Raw genomic sequence first — 14,016 nt, 5'->3', positions numbered from 1 at the left:
GAAGACAAGCGGCTGGGTTCTTTAACCGCTGAGCGGCCCCGGCGGTTTTCCGGCAGGAGGCACCGGCTGCGGGTAGAGACGCCTACTTGCGCCTCGTCGTTGAACCGAAGGTCAGCGTAGCTAACGACAATCGTTGTGGCGGCGCGGCCTGTAGAAACGCAAGTAGGCGTCTCTACAAGCCTATGGCCCCAGGCACCACTGCTACTTAGCCACGACTACTCCGAAAATACTTCCGCCCGAACGCAAAACACTCCTGCCCAGACACAAAACACCTCCGCCCGAACGCAAAACACCTCTGCCCAAACACAACATACCACCGCCCAAACACGAAACACAACTGCCCGGACGCAAAACACTACCGCCGGAACACAAAATACCATTGCCCAAACAAGAAACACTACCGCCCGAACACGAAACACTTCCGTCCTAAAGCAAAACACTTCCGTCGTAGGGACGGAGAACAAGCCCCGCCCCTACGACGTTTTCGCACCTCCCGTCGAGTATCACTTCTATCTGATAACACGGAAGCCGATTATTCGCCGTAGCTTTGCCCGGCAATAAGTAGCACCTAACCTTCTTGTTGCCATGGCTGATTACGCTGCCAAAATTGCCTTCGAGGCGCTTACCTACGACGACGTCCTGCTGCTGCCCGGTTACTCGGAAACGCTGCCCCGCGACGCCGACCCCAGCTCCCGGCTCACCCGCAACATCCAGCTCAAACTCCCGTTCGTATCGGCGGCCATGGATACCGTGACCGAAGCCGACATGGCCATTGCCATGGCCCAGGAAGGCGGCATCGGCATCATCCACAAGAACATGAGCATCAAGGCCCAGGCCGAGCTGGTGCGCCGCGTGAAACGCTCCGAGAGCGGCATGATTCTCGACCCCTTCACCCTACAGGAAACTGCCACCCTGGCCGACGCCAAGAAGCTGATGCGCCACCACAACATTGGCGGCATTCCCATTGTGGACGAGCAGCGGCACCTGAAGGGCATCCTCACCAACCGTGACCTGCGCTTCGAGAAAGACATGGCCCGCTCCGTGACGTCGGTGATGACACCCCTGCCTCTGGTAACGGCCAAAGCCGGCACCGAACTGGCCGACGCCGAAGACATCCTGCAGGACTCGAAAGTGGAGAAGCTGCCCGTGATTGATGCGGAGGGACGCCTCGTGGGCCTCATTACTTATAAGGATATCCGCAAGCGCCGCCGCACGCCCAATGCCTGCAAAGACGAGCTGGGCCGCCTGCGGGTGGGCGCCGCCGTAGGCGTCACAGCTGATCTGATGGACCGCATTGGCGCTCTGGTAGAAGCGGGCGTGGATGTGGTGAGCGTAGACACCGCCCACGGCCACAGCAAAGGGGTGCTCGACGCAGTACGCGCCATCAAGCAGCAGTTTCCGAAGCTCGAAGTCATTGCCGGCAACGTGGCCACCGCCGAAGGGGCCCGGGCCCTGGCCGACGCGGGCGCCGACGCCGTGAAGGTGGGCGTGGGCCCTGGCTCCATCTGCACCACCCGTATCATTGCCGGCATTGGGGTGCCCCAGCTCTCGGCCGTGCTCGAAGCGGCCCGCGGCCTCGAAGGCACCGGCGTACCCCTCATTGCCGACGGCGGCATCAAGTACTCCGGCGACGTGGTGAAGGCCCTGGCCGCCGGCGCCGGCACTATTATGATTGGCTCTTTGCTGGCCGGCACCGAGGAGGCTCCCGGCGAAGTGACGCTATTTGAGGGCCGCAAGTACAAAAGCTACCGCGGCATGGGCTCGGTAGAAGCTATGGAAGAAGGCTCCAAGGACCGCTACTTCCAGGATGCCGAAGACGACGTGAAGAAGCTGGTGCCCGAGGGCATTGTGGGCCGCGTGCCCTACAAGGGCATGGCCAGTGAGGTGCTCTACCAGCTGGCCGGCGGCCTGCGCGCCGGCATGGGCTACTGCGGCGCCGCCACCATTGAGGCACTGCAAACCGCCCGCTTCGTACGCATCACCGGGGCCGGCCTGCGCGAGTCGCACCCCCACGATGTGCAGATTACCCGGGAAGCACCTAATTATAGCAGCCGGTAAAAATTAGTTGGCTCAGTTTCTGAGGACTGCCCGCGGAGGCGGCTCGTACGGCGGGCTGCCTCCGTCTTTTTTTGCGAAACCGGGAACCTCTCCGGCGGGAATACAATTTGCTAGCCGCTGCCGCAAAAACCCGGCTACTGTTTTATCTTGCTCCCTCATTGCCCGCCAATAGTTGTGGCGGATATGGCCTCTCCACCGTTTTCATGCAGCAATCTTTACGCAGACTTAAACAGATAGCCTTGCCTATTGCCATCAGCAGCTGGCTTTTGCTTCTGTTTATGATGCTGATGCGTACCGGCGGCATTCCGCTGCAGCTCTCCATCCCCAACTGGGCGTTGCTACTGACGCAGGGCATATTCGCCGGCGCGGTGTTCGTGTACCGCCGTTACCAGCCCGACCCCTTGCGCGGCACCGATTTCGTGGGGCTGCTGCGGCGGCTGTTGCTGGGCCCCGGCCTGCTGGCTACCATCTGCGTGGGCCTGCACCTGGTCCAGCGCCTCACGGCTTCCCAGCCTTCCAACCCTGCCTTCTTCACGGTTGTCTATGGCCTGAACCTGGGTTTGTTCATCGTGTTTCTGGCGTATACCTGCTACGCCTGGCGGGCCTTGGTGCTGTTTCGGGCACCGCAGCTGGTGCATAAGCAGTGGCTGTGGTTTGAGCTGATTCTGGGCGCTACCCTGCTGCTGCGCCTGCTCAATATTGCTATGCCGCCGATGCTGGCCGGTATTATTCTGGGCGGCGTAGCGGCGTTTGGCGTGTACCTGAGCACGCACCAGCGCTGGGTGGCTTACCTCAACCGCCGCCAGAAGTTCGTGGTGATTATGCTGCAGCTGGCGCTGCTGCTTTCCCTGGGTATCTTCTGCGTGTACTTCCTGCGCATTCAGTTCGACCCGCTGCTGGTAGCGCCCGAGCCCCAGCACGCATTCCTGATGCTTACGGTGTTCTTCGCCGCGTTTTATGCGCTCATGGGCATGCTCGTGACGCTGTTCAACCTGCCCACGGCGGGCGTGTTTGAGCAGAAGCGCGAGGAAATGCTGAACATGCAGCGCCTCACTCAGGAAATCCAGCGCGGCCAGACGGAAGCCGAAATCTACCAGACCCTGCTGGACGCCGCCGTGCAAACCCTCGATGCCGACGCCGCCTGGCTGCGCGTGGACAACTCGCCCGGCTACCTGGGCCAGCTGCACAACATAGAAGCCGAGCAGGCCGAAGCCGTGGGGGCGCTGCTGGACTCGTACAGCATAACCGAAATAGACTACCTCAACAATGACCTGGGCAGCAGCACGGGCTTCCAGCAGCTGAATCTATCATTCAACTCTCTGCTGATGATGCCGCTCCGCTCCCAGAAACACCTGTATGGGGCTTTGTTTCTGTTTCGGGAGCCGCGCCAAGGCTTTGAGCGCGAAAACCTGAGCGTGCTGCAGACCTTCGTCAGTCAGACGATGCTCAGCGTGGAAAACCTCCAGCTCACCCAGGCCGCCATCCAGAACGAGCGGTACAAGGAAGAGCTGAAGCTGGCCAGCTCGGTGCAGGACAGCCTTATTCCGAAGACCCTGCCTACCGACAACTGGTTTGAAATCAGCTCCCACGCCCAGGCAGCCCGGGAAGTAGGCGGCGACTTCTACGACTTTCTGCATTTGCCGGGCCGCCGCCTGGCCATTCTCATTGGCGACGTATCGGGCAAGGGCGTAACGGCGGCCTTCCACATGGCCCAGATGAAAGGCATTTTCCACGCGCTGATGCAGGAAAACCCGCTGGCCAAGGACGATAAGGACCGGTTCCCGCTGCCCAGCAAGTTTATGGCTATGGCCAACCGGGCGCTGGTTCACTGCCTCGAGGCATCTTCCTTCATCACGGCCTCGCTCTACATCGTCGACTATGAGAACGGGGGCTTTGTGTTTGCGCGGGCCGGCCACTGCCATACGCTCTACTACCACTCCCTGAAGGAAGAGGTATCGTACTTCCGCTCTACGGGCCTCGGTTTGGGTATCATTCGGACCGATGGGTACGAAAAGCACATCAAAAACCAATTCTACGACTATAACCCCGGCGACGTGATGGTGATTTACACCGACGGCATCGTGGAAGCCCGCGACGGGAACAAGGATGAGTACGGGGAAGAGCGCCTGCTGGCTATGCTGGAAAAGACGTATTACCTGGAAGCCGACCAGATCAAGCAGGCCATTCTCGACGACCTCAACGAGTTCAGCTACGGCCAGCCCATCCACGATGACCAGACCCTGCTGGTTATTAAGTTCAAAACGTCCCAACCCACTAGTCCAGCTTAACGTAAGCAAGCGCTATGAAAATAACTCAAACCCCTTCGGACACCACGCTTACGCTAGTGCTTGACGGTGAATTAGATGCCAGCTCGTCGGTTTTGCTTGATACGGAGCTTTCCAACCCGACAGTGCTGCAGTACCAGAAAGTACTCATCGACTGCCAGCGGCTCAACTATATTTCTTCGGCCGGGTTAGGCGTGTTTATCTCGCACCTGCAGCGCTTTCAGGATGCCGGCGTGAAGCTGGTATTCTTCAACATGCAGGAGAAAGTGCACAACGTATTCGAAATTCTGGGCCTGGATAGTCTGATGACTATTGTGCCCTCGGTAACCGAGGCCGCCGCACTCTGATTTTGTGTATCCGGTCGTCTCGTAGCACATGAAGAACGCCATCCGCATCAGTTGCGAACGTAGCAACCTGAAGGTAGTGCGCGACTTCGTGTCCGAATACCTCGCCGCGCTGGGCCAGAGTGAGTTGCGCGTCAATCAGATTGTGCTGGCCGTGGATGAAATCGTGGCTAACATCGTGATTCATGCCAACACCGAAGATGCCAGCAAGCACCTGGACGTGCGCCTGAACGTGGAAAACCAGGTTTTCCAGATTGAACTGCGCGACCAGGGCTCTTCCTACTCTCCGGCTTCGTACCAGGAGCCCAACATGCCGGAGTACATCCAGCAGGGCCGCAAGGGGGGTATGGGCATGGCCCTGGTAAACCGCCTGATGGACCGGGTGGAGTTTACGCAGCACGGCGGCTACAACATCTGCCGCCTCTACAAGCAACTTGCCTGAACCCGCCCCGCTTGGTTCCTGTGACGCACCCTGCCCAGCGGCAGGGTGCTTTCGTATAGGCCCCACCGACCGAAAAAAATCCGTAAAATTGCGTCTGTCGGCCGCCTGCGCGCCGGGCAATTCCCTGCCTCTGCCGACGTTATGAGCTTTCTACTCCCCTGTATGCGCACACGCATTCTTTTCGCCGGAGCCGCCGCAGTGCTGCTAGCCGGGTGTCAAACCTCCAAACCTACCACGGCCGCCAAGCAGCCGGTTCTCGAAACCCTCGGCACCCACGAGGTGCCGGTTTCCGAATTCTCCTACGTCTACCGCAAGAACAACGCCTCGGCGCCCGAGGCTGGCACCCGCGCCAGTGTGCAGGAGTACCTGGACTTGTACACCAACTTCCGGCTGAAAGTGCTGGAAGCCGAAGCCCGCGGCCTCGACACCACCCAGGCTTTTCAGCGGGAGCTGGAAGGCTACAAGCAGCAGCTGGCTCAACCCTACCTCACCGAGAAAAGCGTGACCGATAAGCTGGTGCGCGAGGCCTACGACCGGATGAGCAAGGAAATCAACGCGGCCCACATTCTGGTGCGCGTGGCCCCCGATGCCGACCCCAAAGATACCCTGGCCGCCTACCAGAAGCTGCAGGCCCTGCGCCAGCGCGTGAGCGGTGGGGAAGACTTTTATAAGGTAGCCGCCGAAGCCTCGGAAGACCCCTCGGCCAAGGAAAATGGCGGCCGCCTGGGCTACTTCACGGCTATGCAGATGGTGTATCCGTTTGAGTCGGCCGCGTTCAAAACTCCGGCCGGGCAGGTTTCGCAGCCCGTGCGCACCCGCTTCGGCTACCACATCATCAAGGTAAATGAAGTACGGCCCGCCCAGGGCGAAATCAAGGTGGCCCACCTCATGATTCGGGCCACCCCCGGCATGCCCGCGGCCGACTCCGTGACGGCCAAGAAAAAAATTGACGAGCTCTACAGCCGCCTGCAAAAAGGCGAAAACTGGGAAAAGCTGGTGGGCCAGTTTTCGGAAGATGTAGGTTCCGCCGCCAACGCGGGCGAGCTGCCGCCCTTCAGCACCGGCCGCATGATTCCGTCGTTTGAGGAAGCCGCCTACCGCCTGCAGAAGCCCGGCGACCTGTCGGCGCCCGTGCAGACGCCTTACGGCTGGCATGTGATTAAGCTTATCGGCAAGCAGCAGCTGCCTTCCTTCGAGGAAATGGAGCCCACGCTGAAAAGCAAGGTTTCGAAGGACTCCCGCTCGGAGCTGAACCGGGAAGCTTTCCTCAAGCGCATCCGCCAGGAAAACCAGTTCACCGAAAACAAGGCCGCGCTGGATTACGCGTTCAGCAAAGCCGATACGTCCCTGACCAACGGGCGCTTCAAGTACACCGCGCCCGCTACGGCCGCGAAGCCCCAGAAAGGCAAGGTGACCGACGAAACCGCGCTGTTCACCATTAAAGGCAAGGAGTACTCCACCAAGGACTTCCTGACCTACGTGCAGCAAAACCAGCGCGCCCGCCCCGGTGCCGACGCACGCCACACCATGCAGCTGCTCTACGACCAGTACGTGAACCAGACGCTGACCGACTTCGAGAAGTCGAACCTGGAAGCCAAGTATGAGGACTACCGCATGCTGGTGAAGGAGTACCGCGACGGGATTCTGCTGTTTCAGCTGATGGACGAGAAAGTATGGTCGAAAGCGGTGGAAGACACGGCGGGCCTGCAGAAGTTCTTCGCAGCCAACCAGGCCAACTATCAGTGGGCGCCCCGGGTGCAGGCCACCGTGGTAAGCGCCGCCTCCCCGCAGTTGCTGACGCAGGCCCAGAAGCTGCTGGCTACGGGCCAGTATCCGGTGAAGCGTACCGTGCCCGCCAGCGTAGCCTTCAAAGCCAACACCGCGGAACTCACCAAAGTCGGCCAGGATGCCCTGGACCGCCTGGCAACCTCTCTCAGCAACGATACGGCCCTGACGGTGCGCGTAACCGGCCAGATAAAGCGCGGCGAAACTGCCACGCTGGCCAAGCGCCGCGCCACCCGCGTAGCCGACTACCTGAAAAGCAAGCAAGTAGCCGCCGGCCAGATTACGGCCACCACCAACGCCCGCCCTACCGCCACCACCGCTTTGCTCAGCGTAACCACCTCGGCCCTGACCGGGCTGGAGGAAGCCCTGAACGAGCAGAACCCGCTGGCCGTGAAAGTAGAGCAGCGCCCCTACCAGAAAGGCGACAGCAAAGTGGTGGACGCCCTGCCCCAGCAGAAAGGCACCTACACCACCCAGCAGGATGGCCGCTACTACTTTGTCCGGGTGGAAGAAGTGCTGCCTGCCGGCCCCAAAACCCTGGCTGATGCGCGCGGCCAGGCCACGGCCGACTACCAGAACTACCTGGAAAAAGAGTGGATTGCCGAGCTGCGTCAGAAATACCCCGTGAGCATCAACCAGACGGAAGTTGACAAGCTCATCACGAAGTAAGTTGTCAGTTCATAGCTGCCAGTTATCATATCTGAAAGCCTGGACTGACAACTACCAACTGAAAGAAGCGCCTCAGCCAAGATTGGTTGAGGCGTTTTTGTCTTTGGCTCGTGCAACGTTGCAGCGTGTTTGCGGCCTCTTTTGGGCGCCGGGCCCCGGCTTTTTGCCGGAGAACGTAATTATGATGAAATTTACGGGCGACTTTGGGCGTTTCCGGGTCTGTGAGCCGGCCCCGGCTGTTTGCCGTCCGCGGCTTTTCTTTAGGTAATTCTCATGACTGATTTTTTGCGTACCTCGGCCCGCGCGGCCGTGCTGGCCGTTGGGCTGGTAGCCGGTGTAGTCGGCAGCACGTTTGCCCAGCTGGGCATAGGCCGGCCGGTGGCCCGCCAGATTGTGGACGGCATCATCGTGAAGGTCGACAACCAGATTGTGCTTCGTTCCGACGTGGAGTTTGCCTATCTGCAGGAACAGGCCCGCGCCGAGGGAAAAGCCCTGCCGCTGGACCTCAAGTGCCAGATCCTGCAGGGCATTGTGCTGAACAAGCTCCTGCTGGCCAAGGCTGAGACCGACTCCGTGGTGGTGGAAGACAGCCGGGTGCGCGACGAGCTGGACCGCCGCATGAACTACTTCATTCAGCAGATCGGCTCCGAGAAAAAGCTAGAAGAGTATTACAACAAGCCCATCCGGCAGCTCAAGGAAGAGCTGCGCACCCAGGTGAAAGAGCAACTGGTGACGCAGAAGATGCAGGACGAAATTTCGGGCAAGGTAACGGTGACGCCCCGCGAGGTGCGCCAGTTCTTCGCCCGCATTCCCAAGGACTCGCTGCCCTACTACTCCACCGAAGTGGAAATCGGGCAGATTGTGAAGCTGGCCAAAACCAACTCCAAGGCCAAGCAGGAAACCCAGGCCAAGCTCAACGATATTCGGGCGCGGATTGTGGGAGGTGAGGATTTTGCTACCCTGGCCAAGCAATATTCCGAAGACCCCGGCTCGGGCAAGGAAGGTGGCTACCTGGGCTTCTTCAAGCGCAAGGAGCTGGTACCGGAGTACGAAGCGGCCGCGCTGCGCCTGGAGCCGGGCGGTATTTCGCCGGTAGTGGAGTCGCAGTTTGGCTTCCACATTATTCAACTCATTGAGCGCAAGGGCGACAGTTATTCCACCCGCCACATCCTGCTCAAGCCAGCCGCCGCCACCGCCGACGTGAGCGAGGCCGGCCAGGAGTTGGCCAAGCTCCGCGCCCGTATTCTGGGCGACAGTATCTCCTTCGCCAAAGCCGCCAAGGACTTTTCCGACGACAAGTTCACCGGCGCCAGCGGCGGTTTGCTGCAAAACCGGCAGGAAGGCGGCTCGTTCCTGCCCCTGGACAAGCTTGACCCGGCCATCTTCTTTACCATCGACACGATGAAGGTGGGCAGCATCACGCCGCCCCTGCCCTACCGCACCGACGACGGCAAGGACGCCGTGCGCCTTATCTGGCTGAAGTCGAATACGCCGCCGCACCAGGCCAACCTCAAGGACGACTACCAGAAGATTGCCCAGGCTGCCCTCAACGAAAAGAAAAACAAGGCGCTGGATGACTGGTTTCTGAAAAACCGCGGCTCCGTTTTCATCGAAGTAGACCCGGAGTATACCGGCTGCAAGCTGCTGGACGCGGTAAACTAGTTTTCGGCTGCTTTCCTTTCCGTAAAAGCTAAACCGGCAAGCAACCTGCCTGGTCATTCTTAGTTGTTGGTTTTACGTAAGCCAGTCTGCAACTAAAGCCCATAATCAACAACCCTTCTATGCCTTTTGCCTCCGATAAAGAAGCCGCCGACGCACTGGCCAATTCGTACCGTACGTTGCGCCAGGAAATCGGCAAGGTCATTATCGGGCAGGATGACGTGGTACGGCTGGTGCTGACGGCGGTGTTTTCGCAGGGCCACTGCCTGCTGGTGGGCGTGCCGGGCCTGGCCAAAACGCTGCTCATCCAAACCATTGCCGACTCGCTGGACCTCTCGTTCAACCGCATTCAGTTCACCCCGGACCTGATGCCCTCGGACATTGTAGGCTCCGAAACGATGAACCAGCAGCGGGATTTTCACTTTGTGAAGGGGCCCGTTTTCGCCAACATCGTGCTGGCCGACGAAATCAACCGTACGCCACCCAAAACCCAGGCCGCTCTGCTCGAAAGTATGCAGGAGTACGCCGTGACGGTGGCCGGGCAGCGCTATCCGCTGGAGCGTCCGTTCTTCGTGCTGGCTACCCAGAACCCCATCGAGCAGGAAGGCACTTACCCGCTGCCTGAGGCTCAGCTGGACCGCTTCATGTTCAACATCGAGTTGGGCTACCCCAGCTACGAGGCCGAGCTGCAAATCGTGAAGAACACCACGTCCAACCGCAAAGCCACCGTCAATAAAATTCTGCACGCCTCCGAAATCCAGGCTTACCAGCAGTTGGTGCGCCGCGTGCCCGTGGCCGACAACGTGGTAGAATATGCCGTGGGGCTGGTACACAAAACCCGCCCCGGCACGGCCCGCGCCGGCGGCCGCGCCTCGCAGCTGCTGGAATGGGGCGCTGGGCCGCGGGCTTCGCAGCATCTGATTGTAGGTGCCAAGTGCAATGCCCTGCTCAACGGCAAATACTCCCCCGATATCGAAGACGTGCGCGCCGTAGCTTTGCCAATTCTACGACACCGCTTGGTACGTAACTTTAAGGCCGAAGCCGAAGGCGTCACGGTCGAGCAAATCGTGCAAGAGCTGCTTTGAGGCAATTCTGAATGTTGAATTATGAATTTTGAATTTGTAATTCGGCAAGGCCAAGGCTGTTCCCGGGATACTACCCGGCGCAACCCAGCCTAATTCAGAATTCATAATTCAACATTCAGAATTCTACCATGGAAGTACCTGCTTACTACGCGCAGTTTGAGCGCAACCTGGCTATCATCCTCGACGCGCTGCAAGCCGGCCTCGACCTGCGCACGACCACGCTCGAAGTGTCGCTGCCGCTGGAAATCTACGTGCTCTGTGAAGTGCTCAACCAAGGCGGCGGCCAGTTCCGGCTTACTACTGATGGCCTGGCCCGCGTTGCCGAGTTTCAGGAGCAGTATCAGCAGCAGGCCACGGCCACCGAAGGTATTATGCAGCGCCTGCTCGATGATAAGAAAGCCATGATGCGCACGCCCGAAGGCCGCGTGCTCACCAAGGAAATGCTGATCCGCCGGCTGGAGTTTTTCAACGAAGCTGCCCGCCAGGTGAACGTGATGCGCACCCAAAGCTCCCTCGGCAGCCCCGCGCAGGTGCGCTCCGGCATCGGCACACTGAAAGTTCAGAAGTAGATTTCAGCTTTAGAAAACACTAAAAAGGCCGCTCCCGAATTGGGGGCGGCCTTTTTCATTTCAAGCGAAGAAGTCAGCTGCTGCTCAATGCAGATTTTTGCTACCTCGTGACCATGGTGCCGGCATTCTGCGGCCGGATTTCGGCGTGGCCGTCCTGGGCGTGTTGCATGTTCAGGGTCGACTCAGGCTCTTTTTTCAGGGCGCTGGGCACCTCTTCCCCGTGCAGCCCTTTGGAAAGCGTCACGCCCCCATCCACGAAATAAGTGGCGCCGGTTACATAGCTGGCTTCATCGGAGGCCAGGAAAAGGTACACGTTGGCTACTTCTTCGGGCGTACCGCGGCGGCCCAGCGGCACGCCATTCACGGTGTTCTTTTCCATTTTGCTGTCCATCGGGCCGGTTTCCTTGTGCGTCCAGGCTGTGTCGATGGGGCCGGGGCCCACGCAGTTCACGCGTACGCCGTGCTTGGCCTGCTCCACAGCTAAGCCGCGCGAAAACGTCATCACCCAGGCCTTGGTACCCCCGTACGGCGTAATCATAGGAGAGCCCATTTGGCCCGCCTCCGAGCCAGCCGATACAATGTTGCCGCGCGTTTTCTGCAGCTCTGGCAGGGCCGCCCGGCTCATCATAAACACCGTATAGATGTTGTTTTTAATCATGTACTCGAAAGCCTCTACCGGATACTTATCCAGCTCGGCCGTGGCTGGAAATACTCCGGCGTTGTTGATCAGAATATCCAGCTTGCCGTAGCGGCTCACTGCTTCCTGCACGCAGGCTTCGGCGGTGGCCTGGTGGGCAATATCGCCGGTGAAGGCGGTAGCGGTGCCGCCGGCCTGCAGAATTTCCTCTACCACGTCGCGCACCGGGTCTTCGGCCAGGCCGGCCACCACTACGGCGGCACCCTCACGGGCAAAACGCTTGGCTATGGCTTCGCCAATGCCCGAGCCGGCGCCCGTCACAATGGCTACTTTGCCTTGCAGTCTTCCAGTTGTCATATCATCAGGAGTTAAGCAGCCCGGAGGCCACCAAAGTGAAAGCGCCCACTGCACCGCTTGAGGAGCCGGGCACGGGGCGCTTTTTTCTAACGGCCACTATTAAGCGGGGTTGACGTAGCGCCGTTACAAAACTTTGGTGCCCCCGTGGCGGTACTGTAGGCAACGTGCGTTTTCCAGCGTGCGGCCACGTATGGCTGATTTGTTGGCTTCAAGGTTTGTTTCGCCCGCGGTGCCCCTGAGCACGGCGCGCCTGCTGCTGCGCCCCTACCACCCGAGCGACGCCCCCGCTTTTTTTGCCTTGCTTGATGCCAACCGCCTGCGGCTGCAGCCCGCTTTTCCGGCCCGCGTAGCGGCTGTGCGCACCCAGGCCGACGCCGAGCGGGTGCTGGATACCTTTCGCCACGACTGGCGTACGCGCCGCCTCTACGTGCTGGGCATCTGGGAGGAGGCCACCGGCCGCTACCTCGGCGACATCAGCCTGAAGCCTAACTGGACGGACCCGGTAACCCTGGAAATCGGATATTACCTGGCGGCCGACGCCGAGGGTCAGGGCTACGCCCGCGAGGCTTTGCACGCGGCGGTGCAGTTCGGGTTCCGGCTGAGCTCCGATGTGGCCCGTCAGCTTATCCGGTGCCGCGCCGACAACCCGCGCAGCTGCGCCGTGGCCGAAGCAGCCGGGTTTCAGTTGTTGCCCGCGCGCCCTCGGGCCTGGCCCCTGCGCGCCTTCCGCACCGACGATATCCTGTATTTCTCTCTGAAGCGAGAAGATGCTGCTGTACAGCCAGCTTAGTCGGCGGTGCGCTTGAGAGTGGAAAGCAGGAAGCTCTGGTTGAAGTTGAGGTAAAGCGCGAAGGAAAAGTCGAACAGGCCGTTGTTGAGGTCGTAGAGCGGCTCGAACCGCGTAGTGAGCGTGAGGTGGCCGGGCAGCTGGTAGTCCTTCAGGAACCGTAGAATAAGCAGCTGCCGCTCCCGCTCAGTATAGCCCACATCCACCGGCGACGACGACACCGACTGGTACAGCCGCCCGCCCAGCGGCGACACGTAGCCGCGACCATGCCAGTAGGCGAGCTGCACATTATTGAGGCGCGTATCTACCCCGGCGTTCAGGTACACGCCCGTTCCGTCGCGGAAGGGCAGTTCCTCAGTAAATGAATAGTCGTTGAAATAGGTCACGTACCCATCGAAATGCACCGCCGAAACGAAGTCGGAAGCAAGGGCCCGCCGCAGGCGCAGGCCGGTAGCCACGTTGAACAGGGTTTGCAGCGGCTTGTCGATGGTATCAATCTGGCCACCGCGGTGGGTGGCCGTAAACTGAAACGGCAGCTTCAGCAGCCAGCCGGTGGAGTCGCCCAAGAGGCGGTGTTCGGTAGCGAGGCCGCCCGCCACTTCCTCCTGAAAATTGCTGAACCGGTACTGCTGGCGTACCCAGTTCACCCAGGCATCCACGCTGCCGCGGGGCGCCTGGTGCTGGTACTGAATGCCTTCTTCGAGTCGGTTGGTGATAACGCGCTCAAAATCAAACAGGGGTTCGATATAGCCGTGGTGCAGATTACCCTCCAGGTTGCCGAAGATGAGCGTGTGCGGCCCTTGCCGGTACTTGAGCGTGAACAGCGGGCTTATTTGCTTGAAGCGGGGCGTGCCGTAGTCCTTCCACAAAAACACACCTGCCTCCAGCCGCAGGTTGGCCGTCGGGAAGTACACCAGCCGCGGCGCCAGTTGGGCTCCGAAGTAGGTAAGGCCGGGGTCAATCTTATTGAAGTACTCGTTGTCTTTGTTGAACAGGAAGCCCTGCACATCCAGCCGCAGCTGCCGCTCGTAAGCCGGCCCAACCGGGGGGCGGTGCAGAAACGCCCGGTTATCGAGCTGGGCGGCGGCGGGGCTGGAAAATAAAACCAGCCCCAGCAGCGACCAGGCCAGCCCCCGGAATTTGCCTTGTCCCTGACAGTCAGCCGCTAACTTTACCAAAAATTTTAGCATCGAAAAATTACCCCAGACTCAACGAATTTTTTTAGCATTACGGGCACAAAATATAGGCCGGCGGCGTTACCACTAGCCGGCCCGAAACACCCTGGCTGCGGCCCCTTCACAACCAGATTTTACGGTTGCAGGGCCGGCCCAAAACGCCT

General features: G+C 60.0%; 11 protein-coding genes. 9 read left to right on the top strand and 2 right to left on the bottom strand.

The features are described 5' to 3' along the window. The first annotated feature begins 585 nt into the window (after positions 1–585). From guaB to LRS06_RS13100, 8 genes are all read left to right on the top strand, one after another. Positions 586–2,058: an IMP dehydrogenase gene (guaB, locus tag LRS06_RS13135; protein ID WP_257871888.1), complete on the top strand. Its 1,473-nt coding sequence runs from the start codon at positions 586–588 to the stop codon at positions 2,056–2,058. A gap of 278 nt (positions 2,059–2,336) precedes the next feature. Then, entirely contained in the window at positions 2,337–4,346 is a 2,010-nt protein-coding gene (locus LRS06_RS13130; protein WP_257871887.1) for a PP2C family protein-serine/threonine phosphatase, read from the top strand. Positions 4,347–4,360: 14 nt separating this feature from the next. Continuing rightward, a complete protein-coding gene (locus LRS06_RS13125) occupies positions 4,361–4,690 on the top strand; it encodes an STAS domain-containing protein (protein ID WP_257871886.1) in 330 nt (109 codons plus the stop codon). 28 nt (positions 4,691–4,718) lie between these two features. Continuing rightward, on the top strand, positions 4,719–5,129 hold the full coding sequence (locus LRS06_RS13120; RefSeq protein WP_257871885.1) for an ATP-binding protein: 411 nt from the start codon (positions 4,719–4,721) through the stop codon (positions 5,127–5,129). Positions 5,130–5,291: 162 nt separating this feature from the next. Beyond that, positions 5,292–7,583: a peptidylprolyl isomerase gene (locus LRS06_RS13115; RefSeq protein WP_257871884.1), complete on the top strand. Its 2,292-nt coding sequence runs from the start codon at positions 5,292–5,294 to the stop codon at positions 7,581–7,583. 273 nt (positions 7,584–7,856) lie between these two features. Continuing rightward, the gene (locus tag LRS06_RS13110; protein ID WP_257871883.1) at positions 7,857–9,245 is read left to right on the top strand and encodes a peptidylprolyl isomerase; all 1,389 of its coding nucleotides are present in this window, start codon (positions 7,857–7,859) and stop codon (positions 9,243–9,245) included. A gap of 119 nt (positions 9,246–9,364) precedes the next feature. Then, complete coding sequence (locus tag LRS06_RS13105; RefSeq protein WP_257871882.1) at positions 9,365–10,327, top strand: MoxR family ATPase; 963 nt, start codon at positions 9,365–9,367, stop codon at positions 10,325–10,327. Between the two features lie 128 nt (positions 10,328–10,455). Beyond that, a complete protein-coding gene (locus LRS06_RS13100; RefSeq protein ID WP_257871881.1) occupies positions 10,456–10,896 on the top strand; it encodes a hypothetical protein in 441 nt (146 codons plus the stop codon). Positions 10,897–10,996: 100 nt separating this feature from the next. Here LRS06_RS13100 and LRS06_RS13095 read toward each other — a convergent pair whose 3' ends face one another. Further along, positions 10,997–11,890 (bottom strand): SDR family NAD(P)-dependent oxidoreductase, encoded by an 894-nt coding sequence (locus tag LRS06_RS13095; protein ID WP_257871880.1) that lies wholly within the window; start codon positions 11,888–11,890, stop codon positions 10,997–10,999. 190 nt (positions 11,891–12,080) lie between these two features. Here LRS06_RS13095 and LRS06_RS13090 point away from each other — a divergent pair, with 190 nt between their 5' ends. Then, on the top strand, positions 12,081–12,680 hold the full coding sequence (locus LRS06_RS13090; protein WP_257871879.1) for a GNAT family N-acetyltransferase: 600 nt from the start codon (positions 12,081–12,083) through the stop codon (positions 12,678–12,680). Here the strand turns inward: LRS06_RS13090 and LRS06_RS13085 are convergent. Further along, on the bottom strand, positions 12,677–13,855 hold the full coding sequence (locus tag LRS06_RS13085; RefSeq protein ID WP_257871878.1) for a hypothetical protein: 1,179 nt from the start codon (positions 13,853–13,855) through the stop codon (positions 12,677–12,679). The genes LRS06_RS13090 and LRS06_RS13085 overlap by 4 nt on opposite strands. Between the last annotated feature and the right edge of the window lie 161 nt (positions 13,856–14,016).

The organism is Hymenobacter sp. J193, assembly GCF_024700075.1.
Classification (GTDB): Bacteria; Bacteroidota; Bacteroidia; order Cytophagales; family Hymenobacteraceae; genus Hymenobacter.
The sequence above is the reverse complement of the archived record's forward strand: the minus strand, read 5'-3'. Positions and strand labels throughout refer to the sequence as shown.